General features: G+C 54.0%; 20 protein-coding genes. 15 read left to right on the top strand and 5 right to left on the bottom strand.

From position 1 onward, the window contains the following. Positions 1-91 precede the first annotated feature (91 nt). The 4 genes from LAO76_17885 to gyrA all read left to right on the top strand — a co-directional run bounded on the left by LAO76_17885 (position 92) and on the right by gyrA (position 5,732). Complete coding sequence (locus LAO76_17885; protein MBZ5492798.1) at positions 92-1,228, top strand: glycosyltransferase family 39 protein; 1,137 nt, start codon at positions 92-94, stop codon at positions 1,226-1,228. 62 nt (positions 1,229-1,290) lie between these two features. Continuing rightward, on the top strand, positions 1,291-2,049 hold the full coding sequence (locus LAO76_17880) for a hypothetical protein (protein MBZ5492797.1): 759 nt from the start codon (positions 1,291-1,293) through the stop codon (positions 2,047-2,049). 67 nt (positions 2,050-2,116) lie between these two features. Continuing rightward, positions 2,117-2,689, top strand: a complete 573-nt coding sequence (locus LAO76_17875) for a hypothetical protein (protein ID MBZ5492796.1) — start codon at positions 2,117-2,119, stop codon at positions 2,687-2,689. Positions 2,690-3,107: 418 nt separating this feature from the next. After that, positions 3,108-5,732 carry a DNA gyrase subunit A gene (gene gyrA / locus LAO76_17870; GenBank protein MBZ5492795.1) on the top strand — a complete coding sequence of 875 codons (2,625 nt, stop codon included), beginning with the start codon at positions 3,108-3,110 and terminating at the stop codon, positions 5,730-5,732. A gap of 91 nt (positions 5,733-5,823) precedes the next feature. Here gyrA and LAO76_17865 read toward each other — a convergent pair whose 3' ends face one another. Then, positions 5,824-6,279 carry a helix-turn-helix domain-containing protein gene (locus LAO76_17865; protein ID MBZ5492794.1) on the bottom strand — a complete coding sequence of 152 codons (456 nt, stop codon included), beginning with the start codon at positions 6,277-6,279 and terminating at the stop codon, positions 5,824-5,826. Between the two features lie 32 nt (positions 6,280-6,311). Here LAO76_17865 and LAO76_17860 point away from each other — a divergent pair, with 32 nt between their 5' ends. The 5 genes from LAO76_17860 (at position 6,312) to galU (ending at position 11,588) form a co-directional block, all read left to right on the top strand. Next, entirely contained in the window at positions 6,312-6,488 is a 177-nt protein-coding gene (locus LAO76_17860; GenBank protein MBZ5492793.1) for a hypothetical protein, read from the top strand. A 22-nt stretch (positions 6,489-6,510) separates the two neighbouring features. Next, complete coding sequence (locus LAO76_17855; GenBank protein MBZ5492792.1) at positions 6,511-7,224, top strand: ArsR family transcriptional regulator; 714 nt, start codon at positions 6,511-6,513, stop codon at positions 7,222-7,224. 197 nt (positions 7,225-7,421) lie between these two features. Next, complete coding sequence (locus LAO76_17850) at positions 7,422-8,717, top strand: amidohydrolase family protein (GenBank protein MBZ5492791.1); 1,296 nt, start codon at positions 7,422-7,424, stop codon at positions 8,715-8,717. A 176-nt stretch (positions 8,718-8,893) separates the two neighbouring features. Further along, a complete protein-coding gene (locus tag LAO76_17845) occupies positions 8,894-10,597 on the top strand; it encodes a DUF885 domain-containing protein (GenBank protein MBZ5492790.1) in 1,704 nt (567 codons plus the stop codon). Positions 10,598-10,682: 85 nt separating this feature from the next. Then, complete coding sequence (gene galU / locus LAO76_17840; GenBank protein ID MBZ5492789.1) at positions 10,683-11,588, top strand: UTP--glucose-1-phosphate uridylyltransferase GalU; 906 nt, start codon at positions 10,683-10,685, stop codon at positions 11,586-11,588. A gap of 33 nt (positions 11,589-11,621) precedes the next feature. On the opposite strand, the gene LAO76_17835 is transcribed toward galU, so the two are convergent. After that, positions 11,622-11,774: a Trm112 family protein gene (locus tag LAO76_17835; protein ID MBZ5492788.1), complete on the bottom strand. Its 153-nt coding sequence runs from the start codon at positions 11,772-11,774 to the stop codon at positions 11,622-11,624. A gap of 91 nt (positions 11,775-11,865) precedes the next feature. Between LAO76_17835 and LAO76_17830 the strand changes: the two genes are divergently transcribed. From LAO76_17830 to LAO76_17805, 6 genes are all read left to right on the top strand, one after another. Then, positions 11,866-12,801, top strand: coding sequence for a bifunctional 5,10-methylenetetrahydrofolate dehydrogenase/5,10-methenyltetrahydrofolate cyclohydrolase (locus LAO76_17830; GenBank protein ID MBZ5492787.1), 936 nt, complete (start codon positions 11,866-11,868; stop codon positions 12,799-12,801). Between the two features lie 3 nt (positions 12,802-12,804). Continuing rightward, positions 12,805-13,428, top strand: a complete 624-nt coding sequence (gene coaE, locus LAO76_17825) for a dephospho-CoA kinase (protein ID MBZ5492786.1) — start codon at positions 12,805-12,807, stop codon at positions 13,426-13,428. A gap of 10 nt (positions 13,429-13,438) precedes the next feature. After that, positions 13,439-14,575, top strand: a complete 1,137-nt coding sequence (locus tag LAO76_17820) for a trypsin-like peptidase domain-containing protein (GenBank protein ID MBZ5492785.1) — start codon at positions 13,439-13,441, stop codon at positions 14,573-14,575. A 151-nt stretch (positions 14,576-14,726) separates the two neighbouring features. Continuing rightward, the gene (locus tag LAO76_17815; GenBank protein MBZ5492784.1) at positions 14,727-15,230 is read left to right on the top strand and encodes a DUF4870 domain-containing protein; all 504 of its coding nucleotides are present in this window, start codon (positions 14,727-14,729) and stop codon (positions 15,228-15,230) included. A 125-nt stretch (positions 15,231-15,355) separates the two neighbouring features. After that, the gene (locus LAO76_17810) at positions 15,356-16,147 is read left to right on the top strand and encodes a fumarylacetoacetate hydrolase family protein (GenBank protein MBZ5492783.1); all 792 of its coding nucleotides are present in this window, start codon (positions 15,356-15,358) and stop codon (positions 16,145-16,147) included. Positions 16,148-16,405: 258 nt separating this feature from the next. Beyond that, positions 16,406-16,798: a hypothetical protein gene (locus LAO76_17805; GenBank protein MBZ5492782.1), complete on the top strand. Its 393-nt coding sequence runs from the start codon at positions 16,406-16,408 to the stop codon at positions 16,796-16,798. Between the two features lie 85 nt (positions 16,799-16,883). On the opposite strand, the gene LAO76_17800 is transcribed toward LAO76_17805, so the two are convergent. The 3 genes from LAO76_17800 to rsmG all read right to left on the bottom strand — a co-directional run bounded on the left by LAO76_17800 (position 16,884) and on the right by rsmG (position 19,698). Then, positions 16,884-17,777 carry a ParB/RepB/Spo0J family partition protein gene (locus LAO76_17800; protein ID MBZ5492781.1) on the bottom strand — a complete coding sequence of 298 codons (894 nt, stop codon included), beginning with the start codon at positions 17,775-17,777 and terminating at the stop codon, positions 16,884-16,886. Then, positions 17,774-18,655 carry an AAA family ATPase gene (locus LAO76_17795; protein ID MBZ5492780.1) on the bottom strand — a complete coding sequence of 294 codons (882 nt, stop codon included), beginning with the start codon at positions 18,653-18,655 and terminating at the stop codon, positions 17,774-17,776. The genes LAO76_17800 and LAO76_17795 overlap by 4 nt, the downstream gene beginning before the upstream one ends. A gap of 407 nt (positions 18,656-19,062) precedes the next feature. Continuing rightward, positions 19,063-19,698 carry a 16S rRNA (guanine(527)-N(7))-methyltransferase RsmG gene (rsmG, locus tag LAO76_17790; GenBank protein ID MBZ5492779.1) on the bottom strand — a complete coding sequence of 212 codons (636 nt, stop codon included), beginning with the start codon at positions 19,696-19,698 and terminating at the stop codon, positions 19,063-19,065.

Below are 19,698 nucleotides of genomic sequence, written 5' to 3'. Positions count from 1 at the left end.
ATCAGAATTGGCTTTAATGGGGAACGCGGGGAATCAAGTTGCACGATGGCGTTGAGCTTTCGCCGCGACTGCATGATACAAATGTGAATTCATGCTCCAGGTGATCAGAGAATTCAGGGTTGGCCGGCCGCAGGTTTTTGCCGGGCTCATGCTGCTGGCATTTGTGGTGCAATGCCTTTGGGCGGCCAACACGCGCAAGCTTTCTGACCTGGAATACCGCTACATTGCCGCCGGATTGACAGGCAAAAGTGAAAAGGCCGTCAGCCCTTCTCCCTTTACCGGATGGGTGGCCGCTTTGCCCGTGCGGCTCATTACGCTAGCGAGAAAAATCGCAAATCCCTCGATAAGCGCAGCTCTGGCCGTTCCACGCCCCTGGATGCTGCGGTTGCCATTTGTTGTTTTTGGCCTGTGGCTGGGAGCAGCTTTGTGGTGGGTGGCGCGTCGGCTGTTTGATGACGATGGCGGCTATGTTGCGCTGGCGCTCTATTGCACTTCGCCCGCGATGATTACCGTCTGCAGCAATATTGGTCCGGAAATTATTCTGGCGTGGAGCAGCCTGGGACTGATTTATACGGCGATTGGCGTGGCCCACACGCTTTACGCCCCGCCGAAAAAATGGGTGCCACGCATTATCATCCTGGGACTTTCCATCGGCTTTGCCCTTGCTACCGCGTGGTGGTCCATCACTCTGGTGCTCCTGGCTTTTGGTGACATGATGTACCTTGCGCCAGGATGCCGCAAAAGGGCGTTCATAGTCCTGGCCAGTGCGTCCGGCATTGGCTGTGGGATTTGGGCAGCAATTTATTGGCTCACCGGCAGCTTTGGATTAGGCATCAAGCCGCTTCTGGCACAAAAGCCTACGCTGGACACTTTGAGTAATCTGACCTTCGCGTTGTCCGGGCACACAGATGGTTATGTGCTGGTTTTTCTATTCATTGCGGCGCTCACGGCCTACGGCAGCTGGGGCAGAGCACGCTATTTCGGCAATACTGCCCCTCTTTTAACCAGCCTGGCCGCAGTGCTGCTGTTTAGCCTTGTACCTGCCATCCGCATCTGGGACGCAACTTTAGGGTTAAGTTTTGTGTTTATATTTGTTGGCGGTCTGGCTGCGGACTTCCTGGAAACCCGCTTCCGGCGGCCAATAGCCTTGATTTTGGCTGCATGTTTTGTGGTTCGCGCCGTTCTGACCGTGATGGCGCTCATTACCTGGGTGCGAAATCCGGTGTAAATGCCGGTCGCGTGGGTTTATGATTGAAGTAGCTTCAGGTTGGTACTCCAAGCAGGTGCCTTATGTCTCCACGACTTTTGATCGTTCCTTTTTTGGCCTTCGCCCTGCAAGTGTCTCAAGCGCAGACTTTCAGCCATGGAGCACCGGCGTCGGTGGTGTCCCCGACCGCGGATGGCCGCCAGCATGGAATTCCGGCCAGCGTGGTTTCTCCCACGCAGATACCTTTCGGCGTTCATCCTCAACGCTCAATCCGTATTCATGGTCCGCTGCGCCGGTTTGGAAATCCCCGGTCGCACCGCCAGCTGTTTTTGCCGATACCGGTTTTCTATCCGTACTTTGGCGATGAAAGCTATCCTTCGGCTGCCGATCCATACGTTCCCGAGAGTTCGGCCGATCCAGCGCCGGCCCAGCAAGCCTCCAATGAGCGAAGTGACGATGAATTACGTGCTGCCTATCTGCAAGGCGCTCGCGATGCCATGAATCGTGAAGCTGACAGCCGTTACGGTGAACACTACATGGATTCTCGGGAGCGTCGCCGTCAACAGCCACAGCAGGATGAAAGAAAGTCTGATAAGCGGTCGGAGCCTAGCGAGGACACTGAAATTCAAGCGCCAGCACCGGTGGTAGAAGATAAAACACCCGCGACCGTTTTCATCTTTAAAGATGGTCACCAGCTTGAGACTAAAAACTACGCCATTATGGGCGGAACGCTATTTGATTTCTCCAGCAAGGTACTCAAAAAAATCCAGATGGATGAGATTGATTCTGCGGCTACGCTCAAGGCAAACGACGATCGCGGCGTGGTGATGAAGCTGAATTAGATCCCACAGTGCTCCCATAGCATTATTGGCAGTATGTATTGGGGCCTATCTGCATGGAGATTCAGTGATGCTGAAGCGATCATTCGCAATCCTGCTACTCGTGCTAGTTGTGATTTGCTGTACGGCGCAAACAAATCCACCAAGAGCCAGCGAAATCCACCAGCTTTATATCAATGATCAGACGGACCGCGGTGTTCCTTTCGATGGCAAAAAGCCAGCGGAGATTACGCCGGAACAGATGAATGCCAATGATATCGTTCGACGGCAACGGGCCAGCCAACTTCTAAATCAAGGTGTGCTGCAAACAGGCGAGGATTTCCATGATGCGGCATTCATTTTTCAGCACGGCAACAAAGCAGAGGACTACTTGCTGGCTCACGTATTGGCCATGCTCGCGGTGAGCAAGGGAGACCCTCATGGACGCTGGATTGCCGCTGCCACGCTGGATCGCTACCTTCAGGCCATAGGACAGCCACAGGTTTTTGGCACGCAATATGCGGAGCGGGGATATATGGAATTTTTGGACCAAGCGAGGAAACAGGCGGCTCTCAGCAAGACACAAAGCCAACAAAGTGATAGAAAAGGCGCAGCCCGCAGTCCAGGTGAGCCACTCTTCCCCGAGCGCGGTCGCAAGGAATGATCAGGAGAGCAAAAAGCAGGACGAATATTTACAAGAGCCTTATAACTATTTACTGATCCCGGATTCATTGCGAGCACAATATTGTGTTCCACCTATAGCGGATCAGAAAGCGCGCGTCATTGAATTGAATGGCGGAAAACCTGCTCCCCCCAAGCCCTTACCCGGTTGCTTAAAATGACTTGTCTCTACAAACAATTGTGATTCTTGACGTCTTGCCAATGTCTCGGATTCCGGCCTATGCGCGGCCTATTCGTCGAGCTCAGATTGCGCGCTCATCTATGGTATAATTTCTTGTATTTCTATTGCACATAACTTCCTGTAAATGCAGCTATTTAGCGCACATTTCGGTGTGATCACAAGGTGTGCCGAAATTGTTGCAGCGTTCGTAAAATTCGCCCGTCCTGAATGAGAGAAAAACATGGCCGATGAACAGAATCCGCAGCTCCCCCTAACGCCTCCTCCGGGTGGCGATGGCGGCGGTACGAACGCGGGAAACATACAGCCGATCAACATTGAAGAGGAGATGCGGCGCTCGTATCTCGATTACTCAATGTCGGTAATTATTGGCCGCGCGCTGCCTGACGTGCGTGATGGACTTAAGCCGGTGCACCGGCGCGTCCTCTACACCATGCAGGAGATGGGCCTGCAGTACAACAAGAAGTACACCAAGTGCGCCAAGGTAGTGGGACAAGCCATGGGTCTCTACCATCCGCACGGCGATTCAGCAATTTATGACACGCTGGTGCGCATGGCGCAGGATTTCTCACTGCGCTATCCGCTCATTGATGGCCAGGGAAATTTTGGGTCTGTAGATAACGATCCTCCAGCAGCGATGCGATACACAGAGTGCCGCTTGCAGCGCATTGCCGGCTCGCTGATGGAAGACATCGACAAAGAGACCGTTGACTTTGTACCGAACTATGACGAGTCAACAGTCGAGCCGACGGTCCTGCCAACGCGGATTCCTAATCTATTGGTGAATGGATCAAACGGAATTGCCGTGGGCATGGCAACCAACATTCCTCCGCACAATCTCACTGAAGTTGTGGAAGCGGCGATTTTGCTGGTGAACGCGCCAGCCACGCCGCTCAAAGAGATTTTAAAGATCGTAAAAGGCCCCGATTTTCCCACGGGCGCGTACATTTACGGACGCAGCGGAATTGAAGCCGCTTACACGCATGGCCGCGGCAAGTTTGTAATGCGAGCCAAGGCCGCGATTGAAGACCTGAACCAGGGACGCAAAGCGATCATCGTGCGGGAAATCCCCTATCAGGTAAACAAAGCGAAGATTGTTGAACGCATTGCGCAACTGGTGAATGACAAAGTCATCGACGATATTTCTGACGTGCGCGACGAATCCGGTCGCGACGGAATGCGCATTGTGGTGGAGTTAAAGCGCGGGGCCGAAGCGCAGATCATCCTGAACCAGCTTTTCAAGCACACGCAGATGCAGGAAAGCTTCAGCATGATTTTCCTGGCCGTGGTAAATGGCCAGCCCAAGGAAATGGGGCTGGTGCAGGCGATCCAGCACTTTATTGATCACCGCGTGGACGTGGTGCGGCGGCGCACGGTCTACCTGCTGGAAAAAGCCCGCGAACGCGAACACATTTTAGAGGGCTATAAGATCGCGCTGGACAATATGGACGCGGTGATCAAGATCATTCGCGGATCGGGCTCGCGCGCTGAAGCAAAAGAGAATTTGCTGGCGGCGAAGTTCAAGATCGTAGACAAGGCTATCCAGGCGAAAGTGGGCGGAGCGGAAGGGAAACTTTCACCTCGCCAGGCAGATGCGATCCTGGAATTGCAACTCTATCGCCTGACGCGGCTTTCGACCGAAGAAATCCTGAAAGAACTGGAAGAGATTCGCGGAAAGATTGCCGAGTTGGAATCGATTCTGGCTTCAGACAAGAAGCTGCGCGGCGTAATCGTGAAAGAACTGGAAGAAGTGAAAGAGCAGTTCGGCGACAAGCGCCGGACGGAGATCACCGACGAATCGACGGAAATCACGTTGGAAGACCTCATCGCCGATGAGCAGGTGATTGTGACGGTCTCCCACAGCGGATACCTGAAGCGCACACCGCAATCAACCTATCGCCAGCAGCGGCGCGGCGGAACGGGCCGCACTGGAATGAAGACCCGTGAAGAAGATTTTGTCGAGTATCTCTTCAGCGCATCGACGCATTCCTATCTACTGGTATTTACCAACACCGGACGTGTTTACTGGCTCAAGGTGTATGAGGTGCCGGACGTAGGCGCGGCGGGCAAGGGCAAGCACATTGGCAACCTGGTGGCGCTGCAGCCAGGCGAGACCGTACGCACGCTGCTGGAAGTCCGCAATTTGGAAGAAGAGAACCGCTACATCTTCTTTACCACGCGCAAAGGCACGGTGAAGAAGACACCAGTGAAAGACTTCTCCAATGTGATGTCACGCGGAATCATCGCCATTGGCATCGACAAAGACGATGAACTGGTAGCGGTGCGCCTTACCGACGGCAATCAGATCGTTTTCCTGGCGTCGCATGAGGGCCAGGCCATCCGCTTTGACGAAGAAGATGTGCGCTCCATGGGACGTCCGGCCTACGGCGTTCGCGGCATGGATCTGGACAAGAATGATTACATCGTCGGCATGGCGGTCACTCCGAAAGAGCTCAAGAAGACGAATGGCAAAGGCAAAGATGGCAAAGCAACAGAAGAGACGCTCCCCAGCCTTATTCTGAGCGTGACCGAACAGGGCTACGGCAAGCGCACGCCGGTGGAAGAATACCGGTTGCAGTCGCGCGGCGGCAAGGGCGTGATCAATGTGAAGACCACGGCACGCAACGGCAACGTGGTGGGAATCATGCTGGTGGACGAGACGTCTGAAGCCATGCTGATCAGCCAGTTTGGCAAAATCATCCGCATTGACACCAAGACGATCCGCGAAGCCGGTCGATCCACCCAGGGCGTCCGCCTCCTGCATTTGGAAGAAGGCGATCGCGTTGCGTCAGCGGTGGTGTTGCAGGAAAAAGCTGAAGAAGACACGAACGGGACATTGTTGCAGTAGACACGCCATCGGCGAAGTGAAGAAAAGCTCCCTTAAATATGGGGAGCTTTTTCTTTTGAATACAAACCGACCTAACTTGGTGCGACGGAAATTATTTCTTGATCGCGGCTCTGTTTTTCGCTTCCGGAGTACGTTTTATAAACTCTTCAATTCCGGCCCGAGAAACAAATGTCTTGCCCGCACTCACGATCTTTCTTATGCGGCCTCTCCGGATCAGGTCTACGATTGCCAGTCGGGGCAGACCCGTTTCCCGCGCAGCCTCCACGATGTAAACCCATTTCGTGGGATCAAGCTTTTTCTTCTTGGGACGGACAATTTTCATCCTGACGTAGCCCGTTCCAGCAGCGCCTCTTGGTCGACGGGCGAAGCCCATGACTTCAGCGCGCGAGACATAGACCCTTCCTTTGAACTGGCATGTGGTCAAGCGTCCCCGGTTTACCAACTCCCAAATGGCCTGGCGGGACACGCCCCGGGCGCGGGCGGCATCCCCCTTGGACATCCATTTGTCAGTATTTAACGTCTCGGGTTGTTCGGGCTCAGTGGTCATCGTGAAAGATCCATGCGCATGCTTGCGCAGCCATGGAAGAGGATAAATCAAACAGAGAAGATTTATCGATGCTTGGATTTCACTGGATCAGCCATGCAGGAGCCTTCGCGCAAGCCGGTCAAATTCGAAAAAGTGAAAAATGCTGCCTCGGCTGGCTGGCTGCGACACTTCAGCGTGCAGTGAACTATCCGTGGTTACAAAGCGGCTAGAATTGCGAATGAGTAAACACTTATGAAAGAAAAACACGCAATCTCCAGTCTAGGTTATCTGCTGGCCGATCCGGGAAGAACGGCAATGCTCCTGGCGCTGTTGGAAGGGCAATCTCTGCCGGCGGGAGAGCTGGCGCGAGCAGCTTCTGTCTCCGCACAGAGCGCCAGTGCGCACCTGGCCAAACTGAGCCAAGGCGGCCTGATTACTATGCAACGTGAGGGACGATGCTGCTACTACAAGCTGGCGGGACAGCGGGTGGCGAATGCGCTGGAATCTCTGGGAGCAATTTCAACCAGTCGCCCGGCGGCGGAATACATTCGATCAAAGGCTGACCAGTCCCTGCTAATGGCCCGCAGTTGCTACGATCACCTGGCCGGACGCGCGGGCGTGGCATTGACCGAAGCCATGCAAAATCAGCACGTGATCGTCGCCGAAGGTGACCGCAACTATCGAGTGACAGCCAGAGGAGCAGACTGGCTGAGGGAACTTGGTTTGGAAGTTGAAGAGCTCCGGCGTGGCAAGCGGCATCTCGCACGGCGTTGCCTGGATTGGACCGAGCGCCGGCCTCATGTAGGCGGGGCACTAGGTGCGGCCTTGCTGCAACATTTTCTAGAGGAAGGGTGGCTTGGTCGTTGCCGGGAATCGCGAGCGCTTAGAGTAACGCAAAAAGGCCGAATATCATTTGTTAAGTTGGGAGTGCCGTCACAGCTTGCAGCTAGTTTTGCGGTGAGCTAGATCTCACTTATCCAGGCTTGTCCCAATCGATATAGATTTGATATCGCTACTGTAAAGCCCATGATCGGCTTGTTCACTCATCAGCGCGAGCATTGCGAACTCGCTTTTGCGCACGCGGTAAAGGGGCTCTAAGCCTAACGAAGCCCGGCGCTTCGCCGCAACCCATGTCTCCATCCTGTTATAATCCGCCCGTCTTTATGAAAACTCTGAAACTCTCCCTCTTTGCCCTTGTTCTGTCGTGTGTCTCTTTTGCTCAACAACCCACTCAGCCCGCGCAAGCGCAGCATGTTGTGATACATGCCGGTCACATGCTGGACGTAAAAGCCGGCAAGGTGCTGGATAACGTCACCATTGTGATTGACGGCGACAAGATCACAAGCGTTTCCGGCGGGGGATCTAAGTCCAATGATCAGGCAGGCGCCCACGTCATCAATCTTCCTAACGCCACGCTGCTGCCCGGATTGATTGATGCTCACACCCATCTCACCTACGAGCCTAACTTTGGTTATCAAGAGCTGGGGGTTTCAATCCCCAAGGAAGCCCTGATCGGGGCCAAGAACGCGCGCGTAACGCTTGAGGCCGGATTCACCACGGTGCGCAACGTTGGGGCCAGGGGCTATACGGACATCGCGTTGCGCGACGCCATCAATGAAGGACTCATACCCGGTCCGCGCATCGATGCCAGTGGTCCCGCGATGTCTATCACCGGCGGTCACTGCGATGAAAATCTTCTTCCCTACGAATGGCACGCCAAAGCCGACGGCACCGCAGACGGCATCGAGCACGTGCAGGAGAAGGTCCGCGAGATCATTAAATACGGCGCTGACGTAATCAAGATTTGCGCCACCGGCGGAGTGCTTTCCAAGGGCGACGATCCGCGCGCCTCACAATACACGCTGGAAGAAATGAAGGCCATTGTTGCGGATGCGCATCGCCTGGGCCGCAAAGTTGCAGCGCACGCGCATGGCGCGCAGGGAATTGCCTGGGCGGCCGAAGCCGGCGTCGACTCCATTGAGCATGGTTCTTACATAGACGACGCTGCGATCAAAGTGATGAAAGAGCGCGGCACGTACCTGGTTCCCACGATGTACCTGGCAGACTGGATGCGCGAGAATGCGGTAAAGATTGGCTTGCCGGCAATGTATGCGGAAAAAATGAAATCAGTCACCGCCGCAAGCCGCCAGAACCTCAGACACGCTTTTGAGTCGGGAGTGAAGGTCGCTTTCGGGACCGATGCCGCTGTTTACCCGCACGGACTCAATGCACATGAGTTCGCCGTTTACGTTCAGCAGGGGATGACTCCGATCCAGGCAATCCAGACCGCTACAGTAAACGCTGCTGATCTGCTGGGCTGGTCTGACCGGATCGGGACGCTAGAGCAGGGCAAGTTTGCCGACATCATTGCCGTGTCCGGCGATCCACTCAAGGATGTAACCTTGCTCCAGAACCCGGTGTTTGTGATGAAGGGTGGAACAGTTTACAAACAGAAGTAGGCTCGAGCGTCAAAAGCCAGCAAACGCTCCGATGCCCGCGTATCCAAAGCTCTGCGCTCACAGCTCGACGTGCTGCAAGTCTAATTATTTTTAAATTGCAGGAGACCTTTGTGAAATTTATTCCGTTTTTGGCCGTGCTGTTGTCAGCTTTAGCTGTCCAGGCCCAGCACCCCAGCATGCCCGCTTCCGACAGCGCCAACAATGACAAAGTTTTTAATTCGCTCGCGGACCAATACTTTGATAAATACTATTTCAAATTCAATCCATCACAGGGTACGGCGGCGGGATTTCACCAGTACGACGCTCAGTTGGAAGATTATTCCAAGGCATCGCTGGACCAGCAGATCACGACGCTGAAGAACTTCCAAAAGGTGATCGCCAAGATTGATCCGCTGCAGCTTTCAGCCGCGACCCGGGTGGACCACACGCTGGTGCTGAATGACATCAACGCGCGTCTGCTCTCGCTGGAAAATATCCGCTCGTGGGAAAAGAATCCTGATCTCTATTCTTCCGGCGTCACCAACTCCATCTTTGTGATCATGGCGCGCACGTTCGCGCCGCCGGCAGAACGGTTGAAGTCCGTCATCGCCCGGGAAAAACAGATCCCCGCCGTGTTTCAAGCAGCACGGCAGAACCTGAAGAATCCGCCGCCTATCTATGTGGCCGTGGCGCTGGAGCAAATTCCCGGGTTGATCAGCTTTTTCCAGAAGGATGTTCCTGCAGCGTTCAAGGACGTGAAAGACCAGGCGCTGCTCGCGCAGTTCCAGGCTGCAAATCAGAAAGTGATGGACGAGCTGAAGAGCTATGGCCAATGGATGGAGAAAGACCTTAAACCCCAGGCGCATGGCGATTTTCGCATTGGGGCAGACAATTACAGCAAGAAGCTGCTGTATGACGAAGACGTTGATATCCCGCTGGCTCGATTGCTTGAAATCGGCATGGCCAATCTTCGTTTGAACCAGCAGGCATTCAAAGAAACGGCGGCCAAGCTCGATCCCAACAAAACGCCGCGAGAAATCCTGGCGGAGCTGGAAAAGGACCATCCCGCGCCAGACAAGCTTTTGCAAACCTTCCGCGATACGCTGGGCGGATTAAAAGATTTTTTGGCCCAGCATCACATCGTAAAGCTGCCTTCTGAAGTGCTGCCCATTGTTCAGGAGACGCCGCCATTTGCGCGCGCTCTTACCTTCGCGTCCATGGACACGCCCGGACCATTCGAGAAAATCGCCAAGGAAGCCTTTTTCAATGTCACGCTGCCTGAGCCAAGCTGGACGCCGCAACAGGTGGAAGAACACATGTCCGGCTTTAACCGCGGGACGATCATCTCCACCGCTGTACATGAGGTTTACCCAGGACACTACACGCAGTTTCTGTGGGTGCCATACGCTCCATCAAAAGTGCGCAAGCTGCTGGGATGCAGTTCCAACGCAGAAGGCTGGGCCCATTACAGCGAACAGATGATGCTCGACGAAGGCTATGGCCGCACACCGGGCGTGGATCAAGACCATGACACGGCTTTCCTGAAGCTGCGGCTGGGCCAGTTGCAGGATGCGCTACTGCGCAATGCGCGCTTCATCGTGGGAATACAGATGCATACCGGCACCATGACCTTCGACCAGGGAGTGGAGTTCTTCGAAAAAGAGGGGTATCAGTCGCACATGAACGGGCTGCGTGAAACCAAACGCGGCACGTCTGATCCAACATATCTTTATTACACGCTGGGCAAGCTGGAAATTCTGAAGCTGCGCGAGGACTATAAAAAGAAAACGGGCGCCGCCTTTTCTCTCGAGAAATTCCACAATGAGGTGCTGAAGCAAGGGTTTCCTCCCATCAAACTGCTGCGCCAGATGATGATGGGCGACAATAGCCCCGTGCTGTGATGCCTGATTTGGCTAAGCGGACGAAGCCAGAGAAAGCAGATGCTAGAATTTTTGCATCTCACCATGCGGTACTCAGGAATCAATAATGAAGATGAGAGTTCGCAAAGCCGTTTTTCCCGCTGCCGGTCTGGGCACGCGTTTTCTTCCCGCCACTAAGGCGCAGCCCAAAGAGATGCTGCCCCTGGTGGATAAGCCCATCATCCAGTATGGCGTGGAAGAGGCATTGGCCTCCGGCTGTGACCAGATCATCATCATCACCGGCCGCGGCAAGACCGCTATTGAAGACCACTTTGACGTCAGCTACGAACTGGAGAAAATGCTGGAAGAGCGCGGCAAGACTGAGCTGCTTTCCATTGTGCGCCAGATTTCAGACATGATCCACGTGGCTTATGTGCGGCAAAAAGAGGCTATGGGACTGGGCCACGCTGTGCTGATGGCCCGCGAGCTGGTCGGAAATGAGCCTTTCGCTGTTTTGCTGGCGGACGATGTGATTGACGCGCAAAAACCATGCCTGCGGCAGATGATGGATGTGTTTGAGGAATCGCAGTGCTCGATCATCGCCACGCAGGAAGTGAATGGCCCGGCAATCTCCTCTTACGGTGTGCTGGACGCACAAAGAATTGAAGGCAAGTTTGACGGTCGGGCCTTCGATGTCCGCAGCATGGTGGAGAAACCCAAACAGGAAGAAGCACCTTCCAACCTGGCCATCATTGGCCGTTATATTCTCACGCCGACAATTTTTGAAACCCTGGAACGGACTCCTCTTGGCGCCGGCGGCGAATTGCAACTGACAGATGGCCTGCGTGGGCTGCTCAGCGCGGGCGAAAAGATTTACGGATACACATTTGAAGGCAAGCGCCACGACGCCGGTGACAAGCTGGGCTTTTTGAAAGCGACAGTGGAGTTTGCTCTTAAGCGCCCTGACCTTGGGCCGGATTTCGCGGAGTATTTGCGCTCGTTAAAGATCGAATCGCCGGTCGAAGTAGCGTAGTCCCCCAGCAACAAAATTCCGGCTCGATTAGCTCTAGTCAGCCAGCAGCATGGGAATCCCGTCTTTGATGGGATAGGTACGACCGCAGGCGGTACACTGCAGCGCAAATTCGTCTTCAGCCAATTTCAGCGGCTTGCGGCATGATGGAATCGGGCAGGCCAGAGCGTCCAGAATCTGCTTGAGCATCATCTTTCTATTTTAGAGCACAATCCCATTTGCCCGCTCCGGGTGTACCTTTGCATTTTTTGTGGTTAAGATAATTATTCCCATGAATACTATGGCTGCCACCATCCTTGACGGTAACAAAATCGCCGCACAGATCAAGGCGGAAGTCGCCGAAGAAGTGCAAAAGCTGAGCGCCGCCGGCATTCGTCCGGGTCTCGCTGTCATCCTGGCGGGAAATAATCCGGCGTCTGAGATTTACGTGCGTAATAAGGTCAAATCCTGCCAGCAGCTCGGCATGCTGAGTGAGAATCTGACTCCGCCAGATTCTGTGACCACGGCTGAACTGCTGCAGATGGTCAATGAGTTGAATAATCGCGACGAAATTGATGGCATTCTGGTACAGCTGCCTTTGCCGCCGCAGGTGGATTCAAAAAAAGTGTTGCTCGCGGTCTCTCCGGAAAAAGATGTGGACGGATTTCATCCCGTGAATGTGGGCAATCTCTCAACGCAGCGGCCGGGGCTGGTGCCGTGTACGCCGGCAGGGGTGATTGAGATTCTGAGCCGCAGCAATATTGCCATTGAAGGCCGCAATGCCGTGGTGATTGGACGAAGTGATATTGTGGGCAAACCCGTAGCCATGCTGCTGCTGAACAATAACGCAACCGTTACAGTCTGCCACTCCAAGACAAAAAATATTGCGCAGATTGCGCGGCAGGCGGAGATTCTGGTGGCGGCCATTGGCAAAGCGGGCTTTGTGACGGAAGACTTCATCAAGCCAGGCGCTGCGGTCATCGACGTAGGGATTAACAAGATCACCGACCGCAAGGAGTTTGAGAAGTTCTTTGCTGGCGATCCAACGCGAGAGAAATCGTTTGCCGAAAAAGGCTCGACTTTAGTTGGCGATGTTGATCCCCATGTTGCCGCTGTGGCAGGCGCGATTACGCCGGTTCCGGGTGGAGTTGGTCCGCTGACGATCGCTATGCTGATGGCGAATACAGTCAAGGCGTGCAAGATGCGGCGGGGGCCAGAGCGGCAGGCGCGGAGTTAACCCGTGTTGCGTGTCGGGCTTACCGGCGGAGTGGCATGCGGCAAGTCCACTGTTGCCAAAATGTTCGCCGACCTGGGCGCGACCATCGTAGATGCGGACACCATCGCGCATGAACTCTACCTACCCGGCCATGAAGTGTTGCAAGAACTGGTGAATCATTTCGGCCCGGAGATCTTAAAACCTAATGGCGAATTGGACCGTGCCAAGTTGGCCACGCTGGTGTTTGACGGCGGACGGGTTGAAGAGCTAAATAAAATTGTGCATCCCGCTGTGATTCGGCAGCAGGACCAGTGGATGCGATCGCTGGGTGAAAAAGATCCTAATGCCGTCGCCATTGTGGAAGCGGCATTGATTCTGGAAGCTGGAGTCAAAGATCGCTTTGACCGGATCATGGTGGTGACATGTAAGCCGGAGCAGAAGATTGCGCGGTTTGCCCAACGCACAGGCATGAGCGAAGAGGCCGCGCGGGCTGACGTGGATCGCCGCACCAAAGCGCAGATGCCCGACGAGGAAAAAGCCCGGCGCGCGGATTTTGTGATCGACAACTCCGGTTCCGTAGAGGAAACGCGGCATCAGGTGCAGCGGATTTATTCCGAACTAAAAATCCTGGCCAATCGGCTTAGTTGACAGGTGATATATGAAGTCCTTACGTCCAATCCTGCTCGCATTGTTATTAGTTCTTACTTTTTACTTTGTCACCACACGAATGAGCGGGCCTGATGGTCCTTCCTGGGTGACGCGGCCCTCGCACGTTGAACTTACCGAAGCTGCAGGGCCGTCGAACTACGACGCAGAAGAACAAAACAATATTGCGGTTTATAAAAAGGCGCTTCCTGCCGTCGTAAATATCACGTCCACGGCCGTGGCCTATGACTTCTTTTATGGCGCCGTGCCGCAGCAGGGCATGGGATCAGGGTTTGTGATTGACACTGAAGGCCATATTCTTACGAACTTCCACGTGGTGGAAGGGGCGCGCCAGCTTGAGGTCACCACAAGCGACAAGAAAAAATACAAGGCCCAAATCGTAGGTACTGACCCTGTGCATGACTTGGCGGTGATTCAGATTCCCACCAAGGACGTGCCGCAGGCGGAAATTGGCGACTCCAAAAGCCTGGTTGTGGGACAAAAGGTTTACGCCATTGGAAACCCGTTTGGACTGAGTGGCACCATGACGCGGGGAATCATCAGCTCCATTCGCTCCCTGAAAGGCCAACGCGGATTTATTGATGAGGCCATTCAGACGGACGCAGCCATTAATCCCGGAAATTCTGGCGGGCCGTTGTTAAATGCCCGGGGCCAGGTTATCGGCATCAATACCATGATTTTGACAGGCGGAGTAGAACAGAGCGCCGGAATCGGCTTTGCCATCCCTATTAACACCGCCAAAGCGGTGCTAGATGATCTTGTGCACCTGGGGCGGGTCCGCCGACCGGAACTCGGCGTCCGGACGATTCCGATAGGGCCCGAGCTGGCCAACCAATTGGGACTAGCGGCGGATTCGGGTTTGTTGGTCGTGGATGTGGTGCCGGGTAGCGCGGCTGATCGTGCTGGCTTGCGAGCAGGCACCGAGCGCGCTTATCTAGGAAATTACCCCATCATGCTTGGCGGCGATCTGCTGGTAGCCATTGAAGGCCAGCCCATTGAAGACCAGCAGGACCTTTCGCACGTGATGCAGAACCATCGGTCAGGCGATACGGTAACAGTTACGATCTATCGCGGCAAAAAGCGCATGGATATCAAAGTGGTGCTGGGCGAAGCACGCGTGGTCACCTAAAAACACCCTAACCAGCCCTGTAACCCGTCCCTGAAAAGGGCCAATTTGGCGAGTTAAGCAATTAGTTTTCTTCCATTCCAGCACAGGAAGTAATAAGCTGTACCGCAACAGGAACTCTTTAAGAGCTTACTTTCAGAAGGAGATGAGGGGTATGGCATTTTGTGCAAAGTGTGGGGCTCAACTCAATGCGGGTTCGGGCTTTTGTGCGGCATGCGGAACTGCGGTTTCAGGTCAAAACGTAACGACAACATCGGGGGCGGCTGCGGCGCCGGCGCAATCATCGGCGAGCGCTCCCAGTGCGGGAATGACCAACAACGTGGCTGCATGTCTCAGCTATCTTGTAGGTTGGATTACCGGCCTGATTTTTCTTGTGATTGAACCTTACAAGAATGATAAGTTCGTGCGCTTCCATGCATTTCAATCGATATTTTTGAACGTCGCCGTGATCGCGGTCTGGATTGGCGCTATGATTCTGTCGACGGTTCTGGGCTTCATCACTCACGGACTTGGATTTTTCATCATGGGTCCGTTGATGATGCTGGTTTGGCTAGGCGTTGTAGTTGCAGTAGTTATCTGCATGATCAAAGCTTACGGCAATCAGCAGTTCAAGCTCCCGATTATTGGCGATCTGGCTGCAAAGCAAGCAGGCCTGTAAACCTCTTCGCATTCGCTGAACGCGCGTAACGTAAAATAGGGATTTCCGGCACATTCTTTTTCTCGGGCAGACGCCCTAATGAATGGTCGCCTGAAATCCCTTGCTTTTTTTGGAGTGTTCCCCAGATGAAGTATTGCCGCTTCTCATCTCCTGATGGACCGCAGTTTGGGCTGATTGAAACCGTGGCTGGCACTGATCAAATCATCCAAACGACGACTGGCGGCGTGCTGCCTGATTTTTCCCGGGCAAAGAAAGTCTCTCCGCAGCCACTGGCTTCGGCCGAGCTCCTTTATCCTGTCGAACCTTCAAAGATCGTTTGCGTCGGCCGTAATTACAGTGAGCACGCGAAGGAACTCGGCAATGAGGTTCCGAGGGAACCGCTGATTTTTTTCAAGCCGCCAAGTTCGCTAATTTCGCCGGGCGCAAACATCGTTCGACCCCAGCGCTTTTCCCAGCGGGTGGAGTTTGAGGGTGAGCTGACGATAATAATCGGCAAAAAGTGCCGCAACCTGGGCCCAAACGACGACGTTCGCCCGTACATTTTCGGCTATACGGCCGCCAATGACGTGACCGCCCGCGATCTTCAAAAAAAAGATCCGCAGTGGACCCGCGCCAAGGGCTTTGACACATTTTGTCCCGTCGGGCCAATTGTTACTGATGAGATTGATCCCTGGAAGGGCGTACGCGTGGAAAGCCGCGTGAATGGCGAGGTAAAGCAGTCTGAGAGTACTCTGGCCTTTATTTTCCCGGTGGACGTTGTGCTGCGCTTCATTTCCCAGGTAATGACTTTACTGCCGGGCGATCTGGTTTTGACCGGCACCCCGGCTGGGGTCGGCCCGCTGGTGGCTGGCGATGAGGTGAGTGTTTCTGTGGAAGGCATTGGCGCCCTGAGTAATTCGGTGATCGATGGCGCTTGAGAGCCGCTTGTGGGCTTAGATCGCGCGCTGCGGCTTATGTTTGAGGACGTCTGAATGAATGGTGGCTGCAACACAAAACTATGGTTACCTTGTGATTTTCTGCCGGGCGGGCGATTCTGGTAGGGCTATATTTATCAAAGATCCTTCAAGACCTGAGGTTCAGGAATAAGTGTTCCTTCGGATTTTCTGTGAGCCGAAGTTGGATTAAACTCATCTACAGAATGTGCCGACGTCCTGATGTTTGAGGACGTGATATGTATGAATGAACTTCGTCTATATTCCCTGATTGCGATTGCCGGCGCCGGCTTGCTGTTTGGCGCAAACGCCTGGGCCCGCAGCCGGCGTAAGAGCCCTGATCAAAAAGAACGCGAGCGACGTATGCGCATCAGCGAGATGGGCCGCATTACCGATGGCACCGTGATCGACGTAAATGAAATGCAGATGAACGGTTCCGGTGAACTGCAGCTCTTGATTTATCACTATGATGTCGCCGGCGTCAGTTATGAGGCTTCACAGGATGTAAGCAGCCTGCGCCACATGGTGGACCTGCATTCCTGCCGCGCCGGATTGATGACTTCAATCAAGTACGATCCGGGCAATCCCGGCAATTCCATTGTGATCTCAGAAAACTGGACCGGCTTGCGCCACTAGACCGCAACGGCAACCTCCGACAAAACCTTACTTTTATCGCAAACCGAACAGCCGCTTCACTATATCGATACCTATCGATATAGTTTTACTTCGCAGCCAGTGCTTCTACGATGCGATCAAAGTCTTCCAGCGATCCATACTTCAGAATGATCTTGCCTTTGCCCTTGCGATCATGAATTTCAACCTTGACGCCCAAAGAGCTCTCAAGGCTGCGTTGAGCTTCACGGACATTGGGATCCACCGGGACGGCCTGCTTTTCTTGCTTTTGCTCTGCGGCTTGCGGGTTCAGCAGCCTGGTTACGAGTTCTTCCGTTTGCCGGACGGAAAGCTGCTTTTCTATAATTTCGCGAGCGGCGCGTTCCAGGTGTTCCGGAAATCCGGCCAGCGCCAATAGAACCTTTCCATGTCCAAAGCTCAGCGCGCCTGCTTCCAGCGCGTTCTGCACATCGTCCGGCAATTTCAGCAGACGGATAAAGTTCGCGATGCTGGCGCGATTTTTTCCAGTTCGGCTGGCAATTTGTTCCTGCGTCAAGCTGAATTCTCGGCTGAGACGCTCGAAAGCTCGGGCCTGCTCCATCGGATTCAGGTCTTCGCGCTGCAGATTTTCAATAATCGTGATCTCCATGGCTTGTTCATTGGAGATCTGCCGGACCACTGCCGGGATTGTCGTCTTGCCAGCCCGTCTTGAAGCGTGCCAGCGTCGCTCGCCTGCAACCAGTTGAAATCTTCCATTGGCTGCCGGCCGCAACACCACCGGCTGGACGACCCCGCTTACCCGGATAGATTCAGCCAGTTCCTCAAGGGCGGTTTCATTGATCCGGCGGCGAGTCTGGTAAGGATTGGGATCAATGCTTTCAATGGGGATTTCCTGCGCAGATGCAGCGGCTTGGGCCGGCATGGCTATTGGCGAAATCGTGGGGCGGCTGGGCAGTAAAGAATCCAAGCCGCGTCCCAGGGCTTTGCGCTTGTCATTGATCATGATTCGTTTACTCGCTTCAGTTCAGTACTATTGGGAAACTCTTCCGGTTTATCGGATGCGGTGGTACCTGGAGCTTGTTCTGACGTTGCTACGGTGATCTCGGCGACGACGGGATTCATTCTGCGATGCATGATTTCCTTAGCCAAGCGTATATAGCTTTCGGCACCACGGGAGCGCACGTCATAGAGCAAAGCCGGCTTACCATAGCTTGGCGCTTCAGCCAGGCGGACATTCCGAGGGATGATAGTTTCTAGCAGCTTGTCGCCAAAATGACGTTTCAGTTCCTGCGTTACCTGCTGTGCCAGGTTCGTGCGGTCGTCATACATCGTAAGAACTACGCCTTCGATCGCCAGCCCGGGATTAAAGCTTTGGCGGAGCCGCTCAATGGTATCCAGCAGCTCGCTCACGCCTTCAAGAGCAAAGTATTCAGCCTGCATGGGAACCAACACCGAATCAGCCGCTACTAACGCGTTCAAGGTGAGGAGATCCAGCGCTGGAGGACAGTCTAGGACAATGAAGTCAAATTGATTCCGAATGGATTCCAGTGCATTGCGCAGGCGAAATTCCCTGTTTTCTGCCCCGACCAGCTCAATGTTAGCCCCGATCAGGTTCTTGTGCGACGGGATTAGGCTTAGACCTTCCAATTCTGTTGCGATGACGGCTTCTCTAGCCGAAGCTTCTGCCGTAAGCAGGTGATACGTGCTTGCGCGGTCTGGATCGCGGACAAAACCCAGTCCACCGGTTGAGTTCGCTTGGGGGTCGCAATCGACCAAAAGCGATCGAACCTCTGCAGCAGCAAAGGATGCCGCCAGATTGATAGCGGTAGTGGTTTTTCCCACCCCGCCTTTCTGGTTCGCAACAGCGATTACTATTCCCATGTTATTGAAATTGACAAGAGTGCGTCCTGTTGAATGTAGACGAGTATGCGCGGAAAGCGCAACGCCGCAAAATGGTGCATTGTTCTACGTGGAACATCAAGATACCTATGCAAAGATTGTTCCACATGGAACAATGTTACCTACTTGGATCTCGATGAAATTATTCCCCACTTTTGCCAATAATTAGCGCTTAAATATAGAAATGCGACTAAATAAAAGCGCAATTTGGCACTTTTTGTTCCACTTTACCAATATGGTTCTAGGTACCGGACTCTTAGACGAAATTTGGTACTTTTCCCAAACTGCATGTTTACCACAATGGTTCCGCAGAATTACTTCCCACTTTACAGTCCAATCGGTTTGCTTTTGGAGCATTCAACGGATGAAATAATCCTGCAACCCACCCATCACTCCACTTGTAATGATTTGGTTCCAACCAGCAATTGCCGCGAAGTGCCGCAGGGAACCTGGATCCCGTTGCCCCAATTTACATCAGGGCTCAATCTTTTGGCTGACTCCGTCTGCCCCGAGCCGATCATCAGCGCAATCCGCCCACCGGCCCTCGTCAGCCGCTCTGCCATTGTCAGAGCCTGGTCGAACTTCTCAACCGCACGGAGCATCACTAAATCAGCGGTATCTGGATAATTCTCCGCGCGATCACCAAAAAGTTTTACGTTTTTAAACCCGAGCACGTGAATAAGTTCCTTCAGAAAGGTCCCTTTCTTCTGCTGCGACTCAATCAATGTCACCTGAACTTCAGGCGCGAGCATGGCAAAGGGAACTCCGGGAAAACCGGCGCCAGATCCCAGGTCGATTGCGGTCTGTGGCAGCTGCTGGTCAAGCAGATATTTGGCGACGAACAGAGATTCGCCGAAATGGCGTTGCACAATTTCACTGGGCTCCCGTATGGCAGTCAGGTTGATGCGCGCATTCCACTTGAGCAATAGATCGATATATGTCGATATAGCGCGCAGCCGCGATTCATCGAGCTCGATGAACGGTTCCAGCAAATGTGCGATGGCGGCGGTTTCCACGCATCCCAT

This window comes from Terriglobia bacterium, from assembly GCA_020072645.1.
Classification (GTDB): domain Bacteria; phylum Acidobacteriota; class Terriglobia; order Terriglobales; family Acidobacteriaceae; genus Angelobacter.
The sequence above is the reverse complement of the archived record's forward strand: the minus strand, read 5'-3'. Positions and strand labels throughout refer to the sequence as shown.